Annotated in this window: 18 protein-coding genes and 2 pseudogenes; 7 read left to right on the top strand and 13 right to left on the bottom strand. The window is 45.6% G+C overall.

The features are described 5' to 3' along the window. Window positions 1-105 (bottom strand): IS66 family insertion sequence element accessory protein TnpA (gene tnpA, locus BZG75_RS15710; protein WP_443216205.1); only part of this gene is annotated, 105 nt, incomplete at its 3' end. A gap of 202 nt (window positions 106-307) precedes the next feature. Between tnpA and BZG75_RS14740 the strand changes: the two genes are divergently transcribed. Next, window positions 308-1072 carry a hypothetical protein gene (locus BZG75_RS14740; protein WP_077577384.1) on the top strand — a complete coding sequence of 255 codons (765 nt, stop codon included), beginning with the start codon at window positions 308-310 and terminating at the stop codon, window positions 1070-1072. A gap of 79 nt (window positions 1073-1151) precedes the next feature. On the opposite strand, the gene BZG75_RS14735 is transcribed toward BZG75_RS14740, so the two are convergent. From BZG75_RS14735 to BZG75_RS14720, 4 genes are all read right to left on the bottom strand, one after another. Next, the gene (locus tag BZG75_RS14735) at window positions 1152-1421 is read right to left on the bottom strand and encodes a Txe/YoeB family addiction module toxin (RefSeq protein ID WP_021024592.1); all 270 of its coding nucleotides are present in this window, start codon (window positions 1419-1421) and stop codon (window positions 1152-1154) included. Continuing rightward, on the bottom strand, window positions 1408-1668 hold the full coding sequence (locus tag BZG75_RS14730) for a type II toxin-antitoxin system Phd/YefM family antitoxin (RefSeq protein WP_077577383.1): 261 nt from the start codon (window positions 1666-1668) through the stop codon (window positions 1408-1410). Before BZG75_RS14730 ends, BZG75_RS14735 begins: the two co-directional genes overlap by 14 nt. Before the next feature lie 159 nt (window positions 1669-1827). Beyond that, a complete protein-coding gene (locus tag BZG75_RS14725; protein ID WP_077577382.1) occupies window positions 1828-2325 on the bottom strand; it encodes an ASCH domain-containing protein in 498 nt (165 codons plus the stop codon). A gap of 75 nt (window positions 2326-2400) precedes the next feature. Further along, the gene (locus BZG75_RS14720; protein ID WP_077577381.1) at window positions 2401-2787 is read right to left on the bottom strand and encodes a hypothetical protein; all 387 of its coding nucleotides are present in this window, start codon (window positions 2785-2787) and stop codon (window positions 2401-2403) included. Window positions 2788-3480: 693 nt separating this feature from the next. Between BZG75_RS14720 and BZG75_RS14715 the strand changes: the two genes are divergently transcribed. After that, a complete protein-coding gene (locus tag BZG75_RS14715; protein ID WP_242413610.1) occupies window positions 3481-5325 on the top strand; it encodes a TonB-dependent receptor plug domain-containing protein in 1845 nt (614 codons plus the stop codon). A 4-nt stretch (window positions 5326-5329) separates the two neighbouring features. Next, window positions 5330-6835: an AbgT family transporter gene (locus tag BZG75_RS14710; protein ID WP_077577379.1), complete on the top strand. Its 1506-nt coding sequence runs from the start codon at window positions 5330-5332 to the stop codon at window positions 6833-6835. A 101-nt stretch (window positions 6836-6936) separates the two neighbouring features. Here BZG75_RS14710 and BZG75_RS14705 read toward each other — a convergent pair whose 3' ends face one another. From BZG75_RS14705 to BZG75_RS14670, 7 genes are all read right to left on the bottom strand, one after another. Then, window positions 6937-7485, bottom strand: a complete 549-nt coding sequence (locus BZG75_RS14705; RefSeq protein ID WP_077577378.1) for a GNAT family N-acetyltransferase — start codon at window positions 7483-7485, stop codon at window positions 6937-6939. A gap of 207 nt (window positions 7486-7692) precedes the next feature. Further along, a complete protein-coding gene (locus tag BZG75_RS14700) occupies window positions 7693-8160 on the bottom strand; it encodes a GNAT family N-acetyltransferase (protein ID WP_158010001.1) in 468 nt (155 codons plus the stop codon). Between the two features lie 21 nt (window positions 8161-8181). Then, the gene (locus BZG75_RS14695) at window positions 8182-8379 is read right to left on the bottom strand and encodes a hypothetical protein (protein WP_077577376.1); all 198 of its coding nucleotides are present in this window, start codon (window positions 8377-8379) and stop codon (window positions 8182-8184) included. Window positions 8380-8424: 45 nt separating this feature from the next. Continuing rightward, window positions 8425-8838, bottom strand: coding sequence for a hypothetical protein (locus BZG75_RS14690; RefSeq protein WP_077577375.1), 414 nt, complete (start codon window positions 8836-8838; stop codon window positions 8425-8427). Window positions 8839-9006: 168 nt separating this feature from the next. After that, a complete protein-coding gene (locus BZG75_RS14685; RefSeq protein WP_021024588.1) occupies window positions 9007-9489 on the bottom strand; it encodes a DUF1456 family protein in 483 nt (160 codons plus the stop codon). Between the two features lie 680 nt (window positions 9490-10169). Then, entirely contained in the window at window positions 10170-10565 is a 396-nt protein-coding gene (locus BZG75_RS14675; protein ID WP_174566348.1) for a GFA family protein, read from the bottom strand. Window positions 10566-10669: 104 nt separating this feature from the next. Further along, window positions 10670-11203 (bottom strand): hypothetical protein, encoded by a 534-nt coding sequence (locus BZG75_RS14670; protein WP_077577373.1) that lies wholly within the window; start codon window positions 11201-11203, stop codon window positions 10670-10672. A gap of 21 nt (window positions 11204-11224) precedes the next feature. Here BZG75_RS14670 and BZG75_RS14665 point away from each other — a divergent pair. From BZG75_RS14665 to BZG75_RS14650, 4 genes and pseudogenes are all read left to right on the top strand, one after another. Continuing rightward, window positions 11225-11521: pseudogene (locus BZG75_RS14665) on the top strand (transposase); the annotation flags it as partial. Window positions 11522-11605: 84 nt separating this feature from the next. Further along, entirely contained in the window at window positions 11606-11848 is a 243-nt protein-coding gene (locus BZG75_RS14660; protein WP_077577372.1) for a type II toxin-antitoxin system ParD family antitoxin, read from the top strand. Further along, window positions 11845-12144 carry a type II toxin-antitoxin system RelE/ParE family toxin gene (locus tag BZG75_RS14655; RefSeq protein WP_077577371.1) on the top strand — a complete coding sequence of 100 codons (300 nt, stop codon included), beginning with the start codon at window positions 11845-11847 and terminating at the stop codon, window positions 12142-12144. Before BZG75_RS14660 ends, BZG75_RS14655 begins: the two co-directional genes overlap by 4 nt. A gap of 50 nt (window positions 12145-12194) precedes the next feature. Next, window positions 12195-12530 (top strand): annotated as a pseudogene (locus tag BZG75_RS14650) (transposase); the annotation flags it as partial. A 279-nt stretch (window positions 12531-12809) separates the two neighbouring features. Here the strand turns inward: BZG75_RS14650 and ltrA are convergent. Continuing rightward, window positions 12810-14093 (bottom strand): group II intron reverse transcriptase/maturase, encoded by a 1284-nt coding sequence (gene ltrA, locus BZG75_RS14645; protein ID WP_077577385.1) that lies wholly within the window; start codon window positions 14091-14093, stop codon window positions 12810-12812. Window positions 14094-15147: the final 1054 nt, after the last annotated feature.

Genomic DNA, 15147 nt, shown 5'->3' with positions numbered 1-15147 from the left:
ATAGGGAATAGCGTTGTCTTGGCAAAACTGCTTAATGGACACTGTGCTTTGCTTTTGTTGTTCAATGATCGCCGCCCAGTGCGCGCGTTTTTGTGCTTGTTTCATCGTACCTCCGCTCAAAAAGGTACTATGGCAAAGCCCGTGTCTTATGGGTATGTGGGGTTTATTAACCGCTTACGTTGACGAACCAAGGCTCTAAGATAGAAGGGAGTTTAAGATAGAAGGGAGTTTATGTGTTTGACTCACTGGATTGCTACACTTGGGATCACAACGCATTCAATTCCCATATCTACACCAAGGAGCTTCTATGCCAGCTCGCCCCGACTTTCTCGACAACCTCTCTCCCCATCACGGCAAAGTCGTCCCTGGCGTACTGAGCCAAGAGACACAAACGGCTCTCGCTGCCAAACTCGACGCCATGCCCAATGGACAAACGTGGTATGCCGACATCTACAAAAAAGCGATCTATGGACCCATGGTATTCCGCGACCCAGATCTCAACATCGCCGACACCATTGAGGCGCTGCTGCCAGACTATCGTATTTTGGCTGACTTATATTTGGAGAAAACGCCTGAGGATCAAGGCTTTCCTTTTCATACCGATTTTGACTCGATTGGCTTTATGGAGCGGCCAGAGGATATGCTCACGGTATGGATCCCGCTGACGCCTGTGAAAGAAGTCGGCTCAGGGCAGTTATCTATTGTGATGGAAGAAGGCGCAGTGCGTCTGTCGCTGATTCGTGAAGCCAACCAATTACACTCACTGGTGCGCATTGCCGACCCGTCGGTGCCCGAGCACCCGCCGTTTCAAATCACCCAGCAAGAGTATGACTATATGGAGAAGGGCAAAGTGACCCCTGCGTTGGATGCAGGTGATGCGCTGCTGTTTTGTAACGCTTTTTTCCATAAATCAGAGGACGTCTACCAAGGTAAACGCGCTGCCTACATCATGCGCTTGGTACCTAAAGACGCTAAATTTAGCAAAACACGTTTGCTGGCACTGAGAAAGCTCGGTCAGAACCTGGCGGTGGTCGACGAATTACTGAAAACACACTATCCGGAGGCGTTATAAGGAGTCGTTTTTATTGAGGATGGTGAACATGACGCCTCGCGCCTTCATTGTGCCATTGTGCACCGTAGGCGCTAGGTGATTAATAATGATATCGGCAAGATAGGATCGTAATAGACGTATCATCCACGGCGTAAACCAGCCGATTGGTATCATCAATACGCCGCGACCAAAAGCCTGTCAGATTTTCTTTTAGTGCTTCGGGCTTGCCTATTCCCTCGAATGGCGTTCGTTTTACATCGAGGATAAGCTTGTTGATTCGCTTGAGTGTTTTTCTATCCTGACTTTGCCAGTATACGTAGTCACGCCACGCATCATCCGTCCAGCAAAGTAAGCGACTACTCATCGTCATCGACTAACGTGTGCTCCATCGCTTTACCCATCTTGTACTGAGTAATAGAGCGATTTAGGTGCTCAGCATTGGCGGGCGAGCGCAACAGATGGACGGTTTCCATAAGGCTGTTGTAGTAATCAAGCGACATCACCACCGCGTCTTCCGCATCACGTCGGGTAATGATAGCGGTATCAGCGTCATCAACCACCCCATCTAATACCGTTTTGAGGCCATTTCTCGCTTCAGTAAACGAAATGATTTTCATCGGATTGCTCCTATTCGTACACCATCGAAGTATAGAGCAACAAACGAGACATGTACAACTTAGAGAACATGTCTAGTGGTTATTCGCTGAGCACAACCGTCCCGCAGTGACAGCGGGCCAAGTGTTCGGGTTGGATGGATGTTTGACCGACTTGTTTTATCATGCGCTTAGCTGTTCAGTTTCATGGTTATCAAGCGGATAGACTTTCTCAAAGCGCTCTAACACCAAAGGAGATTGGGTTGTAAACGGCACGCCAAGTGCTTGTCCCTCTTGCTCAAAAAACGCAAGATGCGCCTGCCGCCACCACGCATAACTCTTGTCTCCTTCACCTTCCGCAGCGGCAAATTCAGCAGTCACTTGATCAAACGGGCACTCGCTCACTTCAGTCACTTTAATAATACAAACCGGCTGCTGCGCCCAGTTAAGCACCACAGTTAAACGGCCCACTTGTGGGTAGGGTTCGTTTTCGATCTCGTAGCAGGCTTTTAAGCTGCACGATGCGCGTTTTATGCCTTGATCAATCAAACGGGCGCATTCGTTAGCATTGTATTCATCCGCACAAAAGTACTCAGCAATGGTTTCAGGCACGGCCTGACGTTCTTCGTCACTTAAAGTGGCAAGGTAGGCGTTTAAGTATTCCTGTTGTTCTGTATTCATTAGCATCCTTGATCTTTCTACCTAATTCACGGTTTGGCACGTTGCGCGAGTTATCAACACAGTAGTTTTAGCCGTTTAATTCGCACGTTTTTTTCTTTTACATTGCCAGCTATCGTAGTCATCGCCGATTTGCATACGTGATGCTGACAATGCCTCAACGTCGTACTGAAATCGTCGTGTGCCATTCCATGCCGGTGTAATGTATACGGTTTCAATATCGGAGATATAATCTTGACTGAAGCTGTCTTTGCTCTGAAACTCAAACGGATTGTAAACCAACTTAATTGTCTCGTTGATTAACTCCCATTCACCTGTGGCATCATATAAAAAGTGCGCATTCTTTTCGCCAAGAAAATATTCAACACGTCCTTGTAGTGAGAACGCGTTGTTATCTTTTAATGTCCATTGCTCTTTGTAGACTTTATCACCTTGCATGGTAAACGAGCATGTCCACTGCCCCATTAGGTTCTGCTTTTTAATGGGGAGCTCTGCAGCAACAGTACTAAAACATGGCAGCATTACTGTGAATGTTAAAAAGAGAACACAGTTACTTTTCACACAAACATTCCTTTTATACGTGTTTCTGGTAAATAGTCATCCTCATGCTGCTAGGCATGCAGATGAGGAAGCCATTTGACAGTGTTATCGCTTATTCTACATCGAATTGGTCACTACTTGGACGTAAAACGTGAAAACTGGAAGACATGGACCATATCAGTTTTACTCTCTATTCCCTATCAATTGTGTTCATTTAAGGCAAAGTCATCACATCAGGCTTGACTGAGCCTCATCATACGAGCCGCGAACAAATCATCAGAGCGACCCACGAATGATGAGAAAAGTCAAGCGAAAAGTCAGCAACTGGAAGCAATACAATCAAGCATTGATCTGCTTTAACTTGAGGGGAATGTTTAATTTTAGTTTTCTTAGTTGTCATTGTTCACCTCGTTAGTGATTGTACCCACTTAACTCGGTGTCCAAAACTGCTGGGGCGGATCGCTTTATGGTTTTCGGTATTGCCAATGAGATTTATTTTTATTATATTCCAGGCCGCTCCTCATTTAAAAACCATGAAGTCATTAGATGTTAAAACTCAAATCAAGTCATGCTGTATCGTGTCTGTTTAGCCTGTCCTTTCTACCCGTTTCTTTTGTTATGGCGGAATCTGCAATTGATGAAACCGTGGTTGTCACCGCAAACGCAGGTCAAAGCACAACCCTACTAGATGCCCCTGCAACATTGACCGTGATAGACGTTCAAGAACAGAGCAAATATCAGTTTACGGGTGACGTGGGGGATCTGCTTGTTGATGCACCCGGTGTTAACGTGTCGACCCAAGCGAATGGCTCTCGCAGTGTGCGAATTCGTGGTTTAAGTAGTGACTACACGCAAGTGTTATTGAACAGCCGCCGATCTTATACCAGAGAAGCATTATGGCGTGGTAGCGACAATGCATTGAGCTTAACGCCAAGTGTTGCTATCAATAATATCGAAGTAATTCGTGGCCCAATGTCCACTCTCTATGGTGCCGATACCATGGGCGGAGTGGTTAACGTTATCACTCGTCAGCACCGTGGTACAGCGGAAGGTGCGGTAAGTGTTGAAGCGCAGTACAACCCAAGTGACAAGGGGGGTAACGGGCAAATTTATGGTCTGTATTTTTCAACCCCCGTAACTGATGCTTTAAGCTATACCGTATATGGTAACTATTTAGACACCGACGAATCTTTTTATTCCGACCAGTCGAGCTTCACCAAACGTCGTGCGCAAGAAAATTACAATTTAGTTAACTCTTTTGATTATGCACTGAACGACCAACACACGATTGACTTGGAAGTACAACTGTCAAATGAGGATCAATCGGGAACGGCAATGTATCGTGGCCGCTCCTATGAACAAGAGCGTCAACTTAAAAATTACACGTTAGGGTATGATTACCAATCGTATCTTGTGAGTGTCGATGCCCATCTCTACTACAGTGACTTTGATGTTAAATATGACATCCCAAGTTCAGACATCACCGAACAAAACTATGGCGGCGATGCTCAAGCCATTTTCTTTATCGATGATCACACAGTGACAATAGGAACCGAAGCTCGCAATGCCGAAATCGAGAACGTTAGGATCACAGGTGGCTCTACCGATCGAACCAGTACGGCCGCTTATATTGAAACCAATCTAACTGTTGCCGATTCGACCATGCTGACACTCGGCGGACGTTTAGATCATGACTCTCTCTTTGACAGCGAATTTACTTATCGCGGATACATCACACAAAGTTTAACCGACAACTGGAACTTAAAAGCCGGCGCAGGGACCGCATTCAAAGCACCGACCATGGCACAGGTTTCACCGTCTTATAACGCGCCAGCCAGTGGTCCAGCTTGCCCTGGTAGGCCCGCCGCTTGTAACATCTATGGTAACCAAGATCTCAAAGCAGAAACTGGTACCTTCAGTGAGATTGGTGCTTACTATGCCAACGAAGAAACCTATGCCAACGCCACCGTATTCTATAATCGTGTTGATGACATTATTCAGCAAGTTGAAAAACCGAATGGCAGTGATGGCTACTATACGTTTATCAATGTGGATAAAGCGACACTCAAAGGCTTAGAGTTGTATGCCGAACACCAATTCGAGCACGTTGGACTTGATGCTTCATATACTTATCTTGATGCGATAGACGACACAAGCGGCGATCGCCTCGTCGGCACATCCGAACATGAAGCTTCAGTGAAAGCCAATTGGTATGTCACGTACGATACGGATTTGTTTGCAAGAGCCCATTACCGCAGTGAAGTGCGTGGTGAGCTCGGTAACAATGATGTAGCTGACCCATACACAACCTTTGATATTGGCATGCGTCATATCCTAATGGGTGAACTAGACCTGAAACTCGGTGTGAACAACGTGATGGATGAAGATATCTCAAGTCCAGAGACTTATACGGAAGTCATTCAAGGCCGAACGTATTACGCTGGTTTGAATTACGCTTTCTAGTCTGATGCCAAATACATTTTTTGATAAGTTAGAGCGATGGGGAAATAGACTTCCTCATCCTGTATTTTTGTTCCTATGGTTGTCGCTGATAATCATAGGGATCTCATTCTTCGCATCCAACGCCCAAGTTTCTTATACACTGCCCGGTGGAAGCATTGAACACGTCAACAACCTGTTATCTTTAGAGGCAATAAGAACTTGGCTCGGTGGAAGCGTCAAAGAGTTCGTCAGCTTCCCGCCATTAGGCGTCGTCGTTATTGCCACCATTGGAATTGGCTTGGCGGACTCTTCAGGCCTCATCAGTTACTCCGTTCAGCGGTTAGTCAGTAAAACCGGCAAGTGGCAGCTGACAATGAGCATCATGATCTTGGGTGTTTTATCGAATGTCGTCGGCTCTGTGGGCTATATTGTACTCATCCCTTTGGCTTGTCGAGCATACCAAGCCGCCAATCGCCCACCGCTTGCTGGGCTTGCCACCGCATTTGCGGGGGTTGCAGGGGGAACTCACGCTACCGTATTCTTAACCACTTATGACGTTGTCATAGCCGGGATTACCACCTCAGCTGCTCAATTGATTGATCCGACTATTATCATCAGCCCTCTGGCTAACTATTTTTTTATGAGTGCCAGCGTATTCGCTCTCGTTTTAGTAGGCTCATTTGTTTCGATTAATATCGTTGAAAAGCGTCAAAGTCGATTAGCATGCCATTGTGCTACGCCTGAACAAAGGTCCACTGACAGCTATGATGTCGATAAAAACAAAGCTGCCAATAATGACAAAGCCATGTGGGCCGCAGCCGTTGTATTCGTCATGGCTGCCGTGTTTATTGTACTTTCAACCGTCCTACCCAACGGCTGGCTAGCCCCATACGAAGGCCAACCTTTAGGACGCAGCGAAGTGATGCGTGGACTACCTATTATTATAGCCGTTACATTTGGTTTAAGTGGATTAACCTATGGCTACCTCTCTGGCAGCTTCAAGTGCGAGCGCGATCTGCTGAATGCTTGTCAAAAAAGCATGAGCCAACTTGGAGTGTTTTTAGTGATCATCTTTGTTGCGTCGCAGATGATCTACCTCTTCAAGCTCAGCCAGTTATCGGGTGTATTAGCCATGTCGGTGAGTAGCTTAGTGACAGAGGTACAACTACATCCAGCAATAATTCTCTTACTGGTCGTTATTTTGTGTGCCTTTCTGAATATCTTTATGGGATCACCGATTGTTCAATGGAGCATGATAGCGCCCGTATTGATCCCTTCATTGTTCTATGTCGGCATTCCATTAGAAGTGACACAAGCGGCGTTTCGGATTGGAGACTCAGTCACCAACATTATTAGCCCACTGTTTGGCTATCTCGGGTTAATTTTAGCGGCCGCACAAGATTACGATAAGGAGGCTAAATTAGGCACCCTGATGTCATTAATGTTGCCTTTTAGCTTGGCGTTTTTGTTGGTGTGGACGACCTTACTACTAGTTTGGGTCTACGTATTGCAATGGCCGATGGGGTTATAGGCTTAACTTATGCTGTGTAAATCCATCGTTGAACGAAGCCGCGATGGGGCGATGCGTATCTTGCGCTCGCCCTGCCACCTTTCTGGGATTGATCTTTCTACCTAATTCGCGGTTTGCCACGTAGCGCGATCTAAACCGTAAATAGCATGGTCGACAATACGTCCGTTTAAATTTTCAGCACGACGTATTACGCCCTCGAGTGTGAACCCTAAACGCTCACAGACCTTTCGGCTTGGCGTGTTTTCCGTTGCCGCCGATATCTGTACTTTTTCCATACCAAACTGGGTAAACGCCAGCTCAATGAGCTTAGCCACGGCTTGATTCACGATCCCTTTCCCTTGGTGCAAAGAACTCAGCCAATAGCCAATTTCCACCTTTTTAAGCGACTGATTGATAGTGTTGTAACTCACATTGCCTACCAACTGACCCTGATAAATAATGCCACATACCAATGATTTACCTTCTGCATAGTCGTTAAGGGATTTTTTAACAAAGCTCAAAAAGAACGCTTCATCATGAGCATGCGGTGGCCACACTAACCATTGGCTTAAATACTCCTGATCGCGGGTAACGATATCCAGATAAATCGGCGCAAAGCGTGTATTGATAAGTTCTAGTTTTAGGTCACGATTAACATCCAATGTAAACATCTTTTCCTCATTATCAATGCGACACAATTGTCGACATTCATTATTTTCAGTGCAGTTTATTCAATCGTCCAATCCGCGGCGCCCGTTCCCGCCACACCCTTGTACCTACCTCACCTGATGGCATTTCGCGCACGTAAGGTACAAACGCCTCTCCCACTTATCATATTGCGATAACTCCACCAATGCGTATTGGGTCGTTGCCGCTACTCATAGTTCTGCCAGTATTTGAATATGGCTGTGAGCAACGAAGCCTAACGACTCGCAAAGGCGTCGAGAGGCAATATTTTCCCGGTTGGCACGATATCGGGCGACACGTCCCCTCTTTTCAACCTCTTTGACCCACCTTGAAATCAGTGCCTTGCCGACACCGCGCTGACGACAGTTTGGTGTCACTAAGATAGACAGCGATTCAAAGGGCTCGACACCACAATATGATGCAATGATCCCAACAGGCTGACCTTCCAGATATGCCATATAGAAATAGTCTGAGTCCAGACTAAAATCCGCTTTAAATAATTCTTCCTCATCAAACCCTGTAATAAATTGTTCGATGTGCTCCCGATGGGCGTCCAGCGTGAGCTGAACAACCTCTACCTTTGATTTAGCGTCACAAACATGACCTGATAGATAATAGTCAATATCATCAATACAGATCTCAAACGCTTGAGAGTTCACATCGTCGATATAGTCATACAGCTATCGCAGCTTAGATTTTTCTAGATGTGTGCGAACGTCTTCATTGCAGCTGACCAGTGTCAGGTTATCAGACGCATACAGAAACGCTAAACCCTCTTCGCCGCCTCGTTTATAGTATTCACAACCAGTGAAAATATAGTTGCTCTCAATATGACTCACGCCCAAACGCGCAAGCCAAGATTTATCAATGCTATCCATCGCTTTTTACTCCATACTTAGTCAAAAGTGCCGGCTACGCGACACTTAAAGTTTTGAAATTTCGGCAGACCAAAATTCAACTAGCAGGCCATCTTCTAGCCAAATCTCATACAAAGGACCGCCAAAGTGTTTTCTAAATCGATAAGTTAATTGATATTTATCTGCTATCGCAACTAACTCATCTACCGTTTTGTTTGCTTCGAGCATAAAGTGAGATGCATGAAAATTTTGCTTTTCACCTTGCTCTTCATAAATTGCAGCTAAGTCGCCAAACTTCAATTTATACTGCACTGGAATGAGCTCTATTAGTTCGTTATCACTCTCGCTCCAAACACACATCCATGCACCAGTCATCGTCTTTGAAGGAAATGCTTTAGCCTCACCATTTGTCAGCTCAGCTAAAATCTCCGAGCTACGCTTCGGTCGGCATGAGTTAACAGATAAATGCTTAATTTTCATTTAATCTCTCGATCTTCCCTGACATAGAAAATGCCCGCAATAAGTGGCGCGAGGAACGAGCGTCCGGCGACAGCAGGGAGCGAAATCCTTTTATACGTGTTTCTGGTAAATAGTCATCCTCATGCTGCTAGGCACGCAGATGAGGAAGCTATTTGACAGTGTTATCGCTTATTCTACATCGAATTGGTCACTACTTGGACGTAACTGACGCTGGAGGCCTGATAAGAAGTTTCGCAGCACTTGGTCTTTGCACTCTTTATAGTGCTTATTATCCGGTTTACGGAAAAAGGCACTGAGCTCATGCTTACTTAATCGAAAATCGGCAAGCTGCAGAATATCTAAAATATCGTCTGCTTTTAAGTTCAAAGCAATGCGTAATTTTTGAAAAACGATATTATTACTTAGCCTTTGCTCTGGCTTAGGCTGCTCACCGTCTCGTTTACCACGTTTAAGATTGATAAAGCCATTCAGAAATATCGCTAGTTCTGTATCGCTAAGTTTAACAAAATATTCATCGTCTTCTTTTTTCAGCCAGCGACTGACTTGATCATTGGTCACTGTATAATCGGCTAAAGCGAAGATCTCAGTCGTTACATTATCTTTTAAATCAAATGTATAGCGTACACGGCGTAAAATGTCATTATTGGTCAAAATAGTTCCTAGTCTTAGGTAAATCCAGTGCTATCAACGTGAAAACTGGAAGACATGGATCATATCAGGTTTACTCTCTATTCCCTATCAATTGTGTTCATTTAAGGCAAAGTCATCACTTCAGGCTTGACTGAGCCTCATCGTCCTTCTTCGATAGCAGGCGATCCAAACTGCGTAATAAATCGCATTAAAAGAATGAACCTGCACCGTTGGTAATATGACGGTGATCGTAAGTCCAATGCTCAGAGACGGCGTAATGTGAGATAAAAACCTCGCCAAAAACGAGTGATTGACGACGTACTAAAAAAACATAGATCAACAGCCTAATTAGCAGGCGTCGAAATGGTAATAGTAAGGTTGCTTTTGCTGGGTAAGTTCTCGTTCTAACTTCTAACCACAATATGGACAGCACTGAATCTCCCGATGTCAGGATAGTTGTTCAGATCTGGCCCATTGAGGCGACCTCTGAGCAGCATACGACACGATGTTATCCTTCATGCGGGGAGCGGCTCATGGTCTGCGTGAGCGTGACAGCCTATCTACCCACTTTTTGGTCGGATCTTTTGCCTTTCCGACACCTGCCGGATCGTAACCTGCTTCTTGAGCTTCTTGGCGTATGGATTCTTAACGGACTCAGAAAAATCGTAATGATCACGCATGTCTATATCCTTCATAAGTCGTTATCGTTTGTCCGCTGGATGATTAACCCCATCATTTGTTACAACATCACCTAAATCAAATGGATTTACCCCGTTTAAGCAACCCACATTAAAACCATACTCACTTGGATCTGAACGCCTTTGGTGATGTGTATAAATACCGCAGTTTGAGCAGAAGTAATGCTTTGCTGTATTCGTATTGAATTGATAAAGTTTTAAATGCTCTTTACCTTTCAAAATACGAATGCCATCCAATTTTACTGAGGCTACTATTGCTCCTTTACGACGGCATATCGAGCAATCACAACGCCTAGGCTTTTCGATGCCCTGTGGCAAGTGCAGCTCAAACTCGACTGAACCACAATGACATTGAGCTTTGTGAAACTCTTGAATTACTGTGCTTCCAACTTCCTTGATCATCCGTAACTTCCTAGTTTTATAACGCTTGCAGCATGCGCACCCTTGGAATGGAGCCAAAGGCGCAATTTAAAGGTCAAAGGGCGCCGCCTTGCTTGGCCGTGTTATGTGTTTAGATCCCTACAGTACAGGGCATATTTTTCGAAATCATTCCGGCTGTAGGCGCCCTCTGCGAGAGTCAAAGGTTCACCATTTAGAAAGCGCTTGTGATGGATATACGGCTCTAACGAATCCCAGGCCTTTATAAAAGCAGGACCCCACATTTTTGAAAAATGCTCTCGACTAATAAGCCCTGACATAGCCATATAGGACAATCGTTGCATCACAATACTGACACGATACGCTGCATCAACGGTTTCTTTAGACCAAGCGACCTCATGGTCTTCGCTCCCTAGCTCTCCGTTTGAATAATCGCCTGCATTATGAAGCAATGATAGGTCTGACTTGATCTTTGACATTTCATCCATTGCCCAAAGCAGCAGGGTACTGTCCCTATTTTTTACTTCCTCTTTGATGGTGCGGTAAGCAAAAATTACCGACACGAGTAAGAAAAAATTGATGAGAAGCATCAGGATTGATGTAATTGCTGAAACACCAGACCAATCCAGCGGGTTTAATGCTACATTAACCGATTCCATCTAACCTCCAAGCTAGAAATACACATAACTAACAAACAAGCGGCATCACTCATTGATGTTAAACCCGTGACAAAAGAAAGTGGACGGTATAAAAGCAAACGAGTGATCCAAGGTGGACGTGCTCAAGTTCGTACCGTGTTGTATATGGCGATGATGTCTGCGATGCAATGTAATCCTGTTTCTAAAGCCACGTATACCCGATTAGTCGCCGCTAAAAAGCCGAAAAAAGTCGCCATTATTGCCTGTATGCGCAAGATGGTAGTGATCTTAAATTCGATGCTCACAGACATAAAAATCTCGCTAAAATTTAGTGCTTGACGACATACTGGTTTGTTGTGCGCCACTTGCGATCACCTCAAATTAATACCATAATTAGGTACTATTTGGTATTAGGAGATTGCAATGGCTAAAAATACTAGCATCACTCTCGGCGAACACTTTGATAGCTTCATCAGTAACCAAATCCAAAGTGGACGCTATGGCTCAGCAAGTGAAGTAATTCGTTCCGCTCTACGTTTACTCGAAACACAAGAAACGAAAATAAACACTTTACGACAACTACTCGTTGAAGGTGAAGAAAGTGGTATGGCTGATTATGACCTCGATTCGTTTATCAGTGAACTAGATAGCGAAGAGAGAAAATGAAACCATTTCAACTAACCAACAAGGCAAAGTCTGATTTAAAAGACATTGCCTTGTTTACCTCCCGCAGGTGGGGCCGCGAGCAACGTAATATTTACCTCAAACAATTCGATGAATCATTTTGGCTACTCGCTGAAAATCCTGATATTGGTAAAACTTGTGATGAAATCAGAGATGGCTACCGAAAATTTCCACAAGGAAGCCATGTTATTTTTTATCAACAAATTGGTAGCCAAAACATCCAGATCATCAGAATCTTGCATAAGAGTATAGATGTGAACCCAATCTTTGGCGTATAACGCCTATGTTTCTTCCTACTCTGCCAATCAACAGTATCTTTATCCGCACGCCCGACAAAGATATCATCGACATCAGTGACCATCAGGTGACCTTCCGGTACACCGACAGCCAGACAAATCAATCGGCGACCCGCTCGTTGCCTACCAATCAGTTTCTGATGTTAATACTTCAGCATGTCTTACCCAAAGGGCTACAACGCGTGCGTGACTATGGCTTATTGCATGGCAGCGCCAAACACAAGCGATACCATATTCAACGTATGTTGCTTCACATGGCACACCAGACCTTGCCCGTTGAGGCGGCCCCTAAGCAGCATACGACACGATGTTGTCCTACATGCGGGGAGCGGCTCATGGTCTGCGTGGGCGTGACACGACCGAGGTAGCCGAAAGGCGAACAGAATAAGGAGAATGGCGTTCACTTAAACACAGGAGAGCAAACCGACAAAAACCACATCGTTAACGTAACGTATTGAAGTGAGGTCTATCTGCTCACTTCCTGGCTGCGCTCGCGCTGAAAAAAGTGCCAGACGCAGCGCCTACCTATGCGCATTCGAGCTATTTACTTAATAAAGCAACGGGCTTGTTCAACACCCATCGAGTAGGGTGAGGCGTTGCCGCCTCATCCCTCTCACAGAACCGTACATACGGACCTCGTATACGGCTCATGCACACTTCCATTCAGCATAAATGCTAAACACATGCCCTGTCCTTACGTGTTCAAGATTAACTAACCCCAGCTCATCGAACCACTGGTTGGGCATTGCATAGCTTGCTAGCGGGCTCGCTGCATTTCTCCAGCTGGTCATGCTTATCCATTTAAATGGCGGTTTATAACCTCGCTGTCTCAGTCTGCGATGTAGCCTTGACGGCTTCTTCCACAGTCTAAGTTGTATGCTGCGTAGCCTGCGTCTCAGCCAACCGGCTAGCTTCTTGAACTCCCTGTTGGCATTGGCGATCCTGAAGTATTGACTAAATCCTCGTATCACGGGGTTTAGCATCTTGATGATGACCGGTAGCGGTTTTCCACTGTTCCGTTTCGTCATCCGCTTCAGCTTTGCTTTGAACCCTGCTAGTTTCTTCGGTTGGATTCGGGTATGTGTTCGCCCGATCTCTACCCCTAGGAACTTCACACCCTCATCGCTATGCGCGATGTGGGACTTTTGTTGATTCACGCTTAGCTTCAGCGTTTGCTCCAGTATCTTTGTCGCTTGTACAAGGGCATTTTCCGCCCCTGCTCGGCTTCGACAGAAAATCAGAATATCGTCCGCATAGCGTACTATTCGGTGCCCCCGCTCTCGCATTGCTTGATCGAAAGCGTCCAAATAGATATTAGCGATCAGTGGACTGATCACCCCACCTTGCGGACTGCCTATTTCTGTCGACTGCCAGTTGCCTTCGACCATTACCCCACTTTTCAGGAACTGCCTGAGCAGCGCTAGCACGCTGCTATCCGTGACCCGTCTGCGTATGCTTTTGATGATAAGCTCATGGTCGAGTTTATCGAAGCATTTCGACAGGTCCATATCCACGACATGGTTTAGCCCATAGCGGCGAATGAACATCGTGGCTTTGTTGATAGCGTCGTGGCACCCTCGATGCGGTCTGTACCCAAAACTTGATGGGTGGAACTGTGCCTCGAAGATGGGCGTGAGTAGGTCGTTCAGGGTTTGCTGGACAACTCTATCCCGAACCGTCGGGATACCAAGTAACCTTACACCACCGTCGTCTTTGGGGATCTCTACCCGCTTGACCGGTTGTGGCTTGTATTGCTTGGTTTGGAGCTCAAAGAGCAGTTGGTCGAGTTGATTACTCAGATCCGAGGCGAAGTCACTCAGGCTCTGCCTATCTATTCCGGCCGCGCCTTTTGCTTTCCACACCTTTTTAAATCCGTTGTACAGTCGTTGCTTGTCCAGCAGGTGACCATACAGGCTGTAATAAACTCTCACTCTGTCCTCTTGGGTTGTGTGCTGTGTGGGGGCAGGATGCGCTTTGTCGATATGGGTTTGTTTCACTTGGTCGTTTAGCCTTCTAGCTCAAGGGCAATTTACTAAACAGTGTCCGAGTTACTCCCGTGTACGGTTTCTCGTTCCAGAGCCTTATTCCTAAGGTGACCGGTTCGGAATACCTCGATAGCTAATCGATTTGGGTACTATCAAAAAAAACATCTGCTCATCACAGTCTTTAAAGTGTACTTCCTCCCTTCGCAACACCGATTCGCTTTTGGCTGAACGGTGCTCCATCAGACACTGTGCCGATGGTCAGCTCGGTTTTCTCCTCCACACCATTACTGGCTTTCTTAGGCCGAGCCTTACTCACTACTACGGATTCATCTGCCACCTCACACCAACGTTCACCTTGAGTTGCCTCTTGATGAACGCTTCCAGTGCTTCTCTGGATGGGGTGCCAGGCTTCCCCAGTTACTGCACTGGCTCCCTGTCAGAGACGCCACCCTCAAGCACTTGATAGGTCTGACTGAGTATTGGGCTTCACGCTATTTTGCACGTTTACCCACCTATCAAGCCGAAACAGGTTCACTTGCGTTGTGTGCCTCTAACTTCCTATCGCTTCCTTCAGACCCTGCCGTTGGCCAGCAACGCCCTTGCGAGTCGGATTATCTTCCCCTCAGTCGGGGCGATTCAGGTTTCTTTCAACCTGACGGGTTTGCCAGCTTCGCTGGGCAAACAAATAAAGTGTCGGCTGCGCGACACTTATTCTTATTTGTTATGTTGCCATATTTCGCGCAGTTTCTAATTGTCGTTTCACCCAGTAGAAAGAAGACACATTCAAACATGTACTCTTATTTACTATATCTTCATAAGAACCATCATGCACCCGATTACATACCATAAAAGAAGATAATTGACCCAAATTATATTTAGTCATAATTCTAATTAAATGATTATCACAGTTAGTCATTATGGACTTTGAATGGTTCATATAGTCCACAAATAGCGTACTTAGTATTTCCATATACCTTTTTATATATATACCTTTTTATAT

Origin of the sequence: Salinivibrio sp. AR640 (assembly GCF_001995405.1) — a bacterium.
Lineage (GTDB): Bacteria > Pseudomonadota > Gammaproteobacteria > Enterobacterales > Vibrionaceae > Salinivibrio > Salinivibrio costicola.
Note: the sequence above shows the minus strand (reverse complement) of the source record. Positions and strands in the feature narration are given on the sequence as shown.

Excerpts from the sequence above, each read along its gene's own strand:
- BZG75_RS14705 (WP_077577378.1), bottom strand. The coding sequence starts at position 7,485 with ATGTTTACATTGGATGTTAATCGTGACCTAAAACTAGAACTTATCAAT.
- BZG75_RS14740 (WP_077577384.1), top strand. The coding sequence starts at position 308 with ATGCCAGCTCGCCCCGACTTTCTCGACAACCTCTCTCCCCATCACGGC.
- BZG75_RS14695 (WP_077577376.1), bottom strand. The coding sequence starts at position 8,379 with ATGGATAGCATTGATAAATCTTGGCTTGCGCGTTTGGGCGTGAGTCAT.
- BZG75_RS14735 (WP_021024592.1), bottom strand. The coding sequence starts at position 1,421 with ATGACGATGAGTAGTCGCTTACTTTGCTGGACGGATGATGCGTGGCGT.
- BZG75_RS14690 (WP_077577375.1), bottom strand. The coding sequence starts at position 8,838 with ATGAAAATTAAGCATTTATCTGTTAACTCATGCCGACCGAAGCGTAGC.
- BZG75_RS14730 (WP_077577383.1), bottom strand. The coding sequence starts at position 1,668 with ATGAAAATCATTTCGTTTACTGAAGCGAGAAATGGCCTCAAAACGGTA.
- BZG75_RS14720 (WP_077577381.1), bottom strand. The coding sequence starts at position 2,787 with ATGGGGCAGTGGACATGCTCGTTTACCATGCAAGGTGATAAAGTCTAC.
- BZG75_RS14660 (WP_077577372.1), top strand. The coding sequence starts at position 11,606 with ATGGCTAAAAATACTAGCATCACTCTCGGCGAACACTTTGATAGCTTC.
- BZG75_RS14670 (WP_077577373.1), bottom strand. The coding sequence starts at position 11,203 with ATGGAATCGGTTAATGTAGCATTAAACCCGCTGGATTGGTCTGGTGTT.
- BZG75_RS14655 (WP_077577371.1), top strand. The coding sequence starts at position 11,845 with ATGAAACCATTTCAACTAACCAACAAGGCAAAGTCTGATTTAAAAGAC.
- BZG75_RS14715 (WP_242413610.1), top strand. The coding sequence starts at position 3,481 with ATGGCGGAATCTGCAATTGATGAAACCGTGGTTGTCACCGCAAACGCA.
- BZG75_RS14710 (WP_077577379.1), top strand. The coding sequence starts at position 5,330 with ATGCCAAATACATTTTTTGATAAGTTAGAGCGATGGGGAAATAGACTT.
- BZG75_RS14725 (WP_077577382.1), bottom strand. The coding sequence starts at position 2,325 with ATGAATACAGAACAACAGGAATACTTAAACGCCTACCTTGCCACTTTA.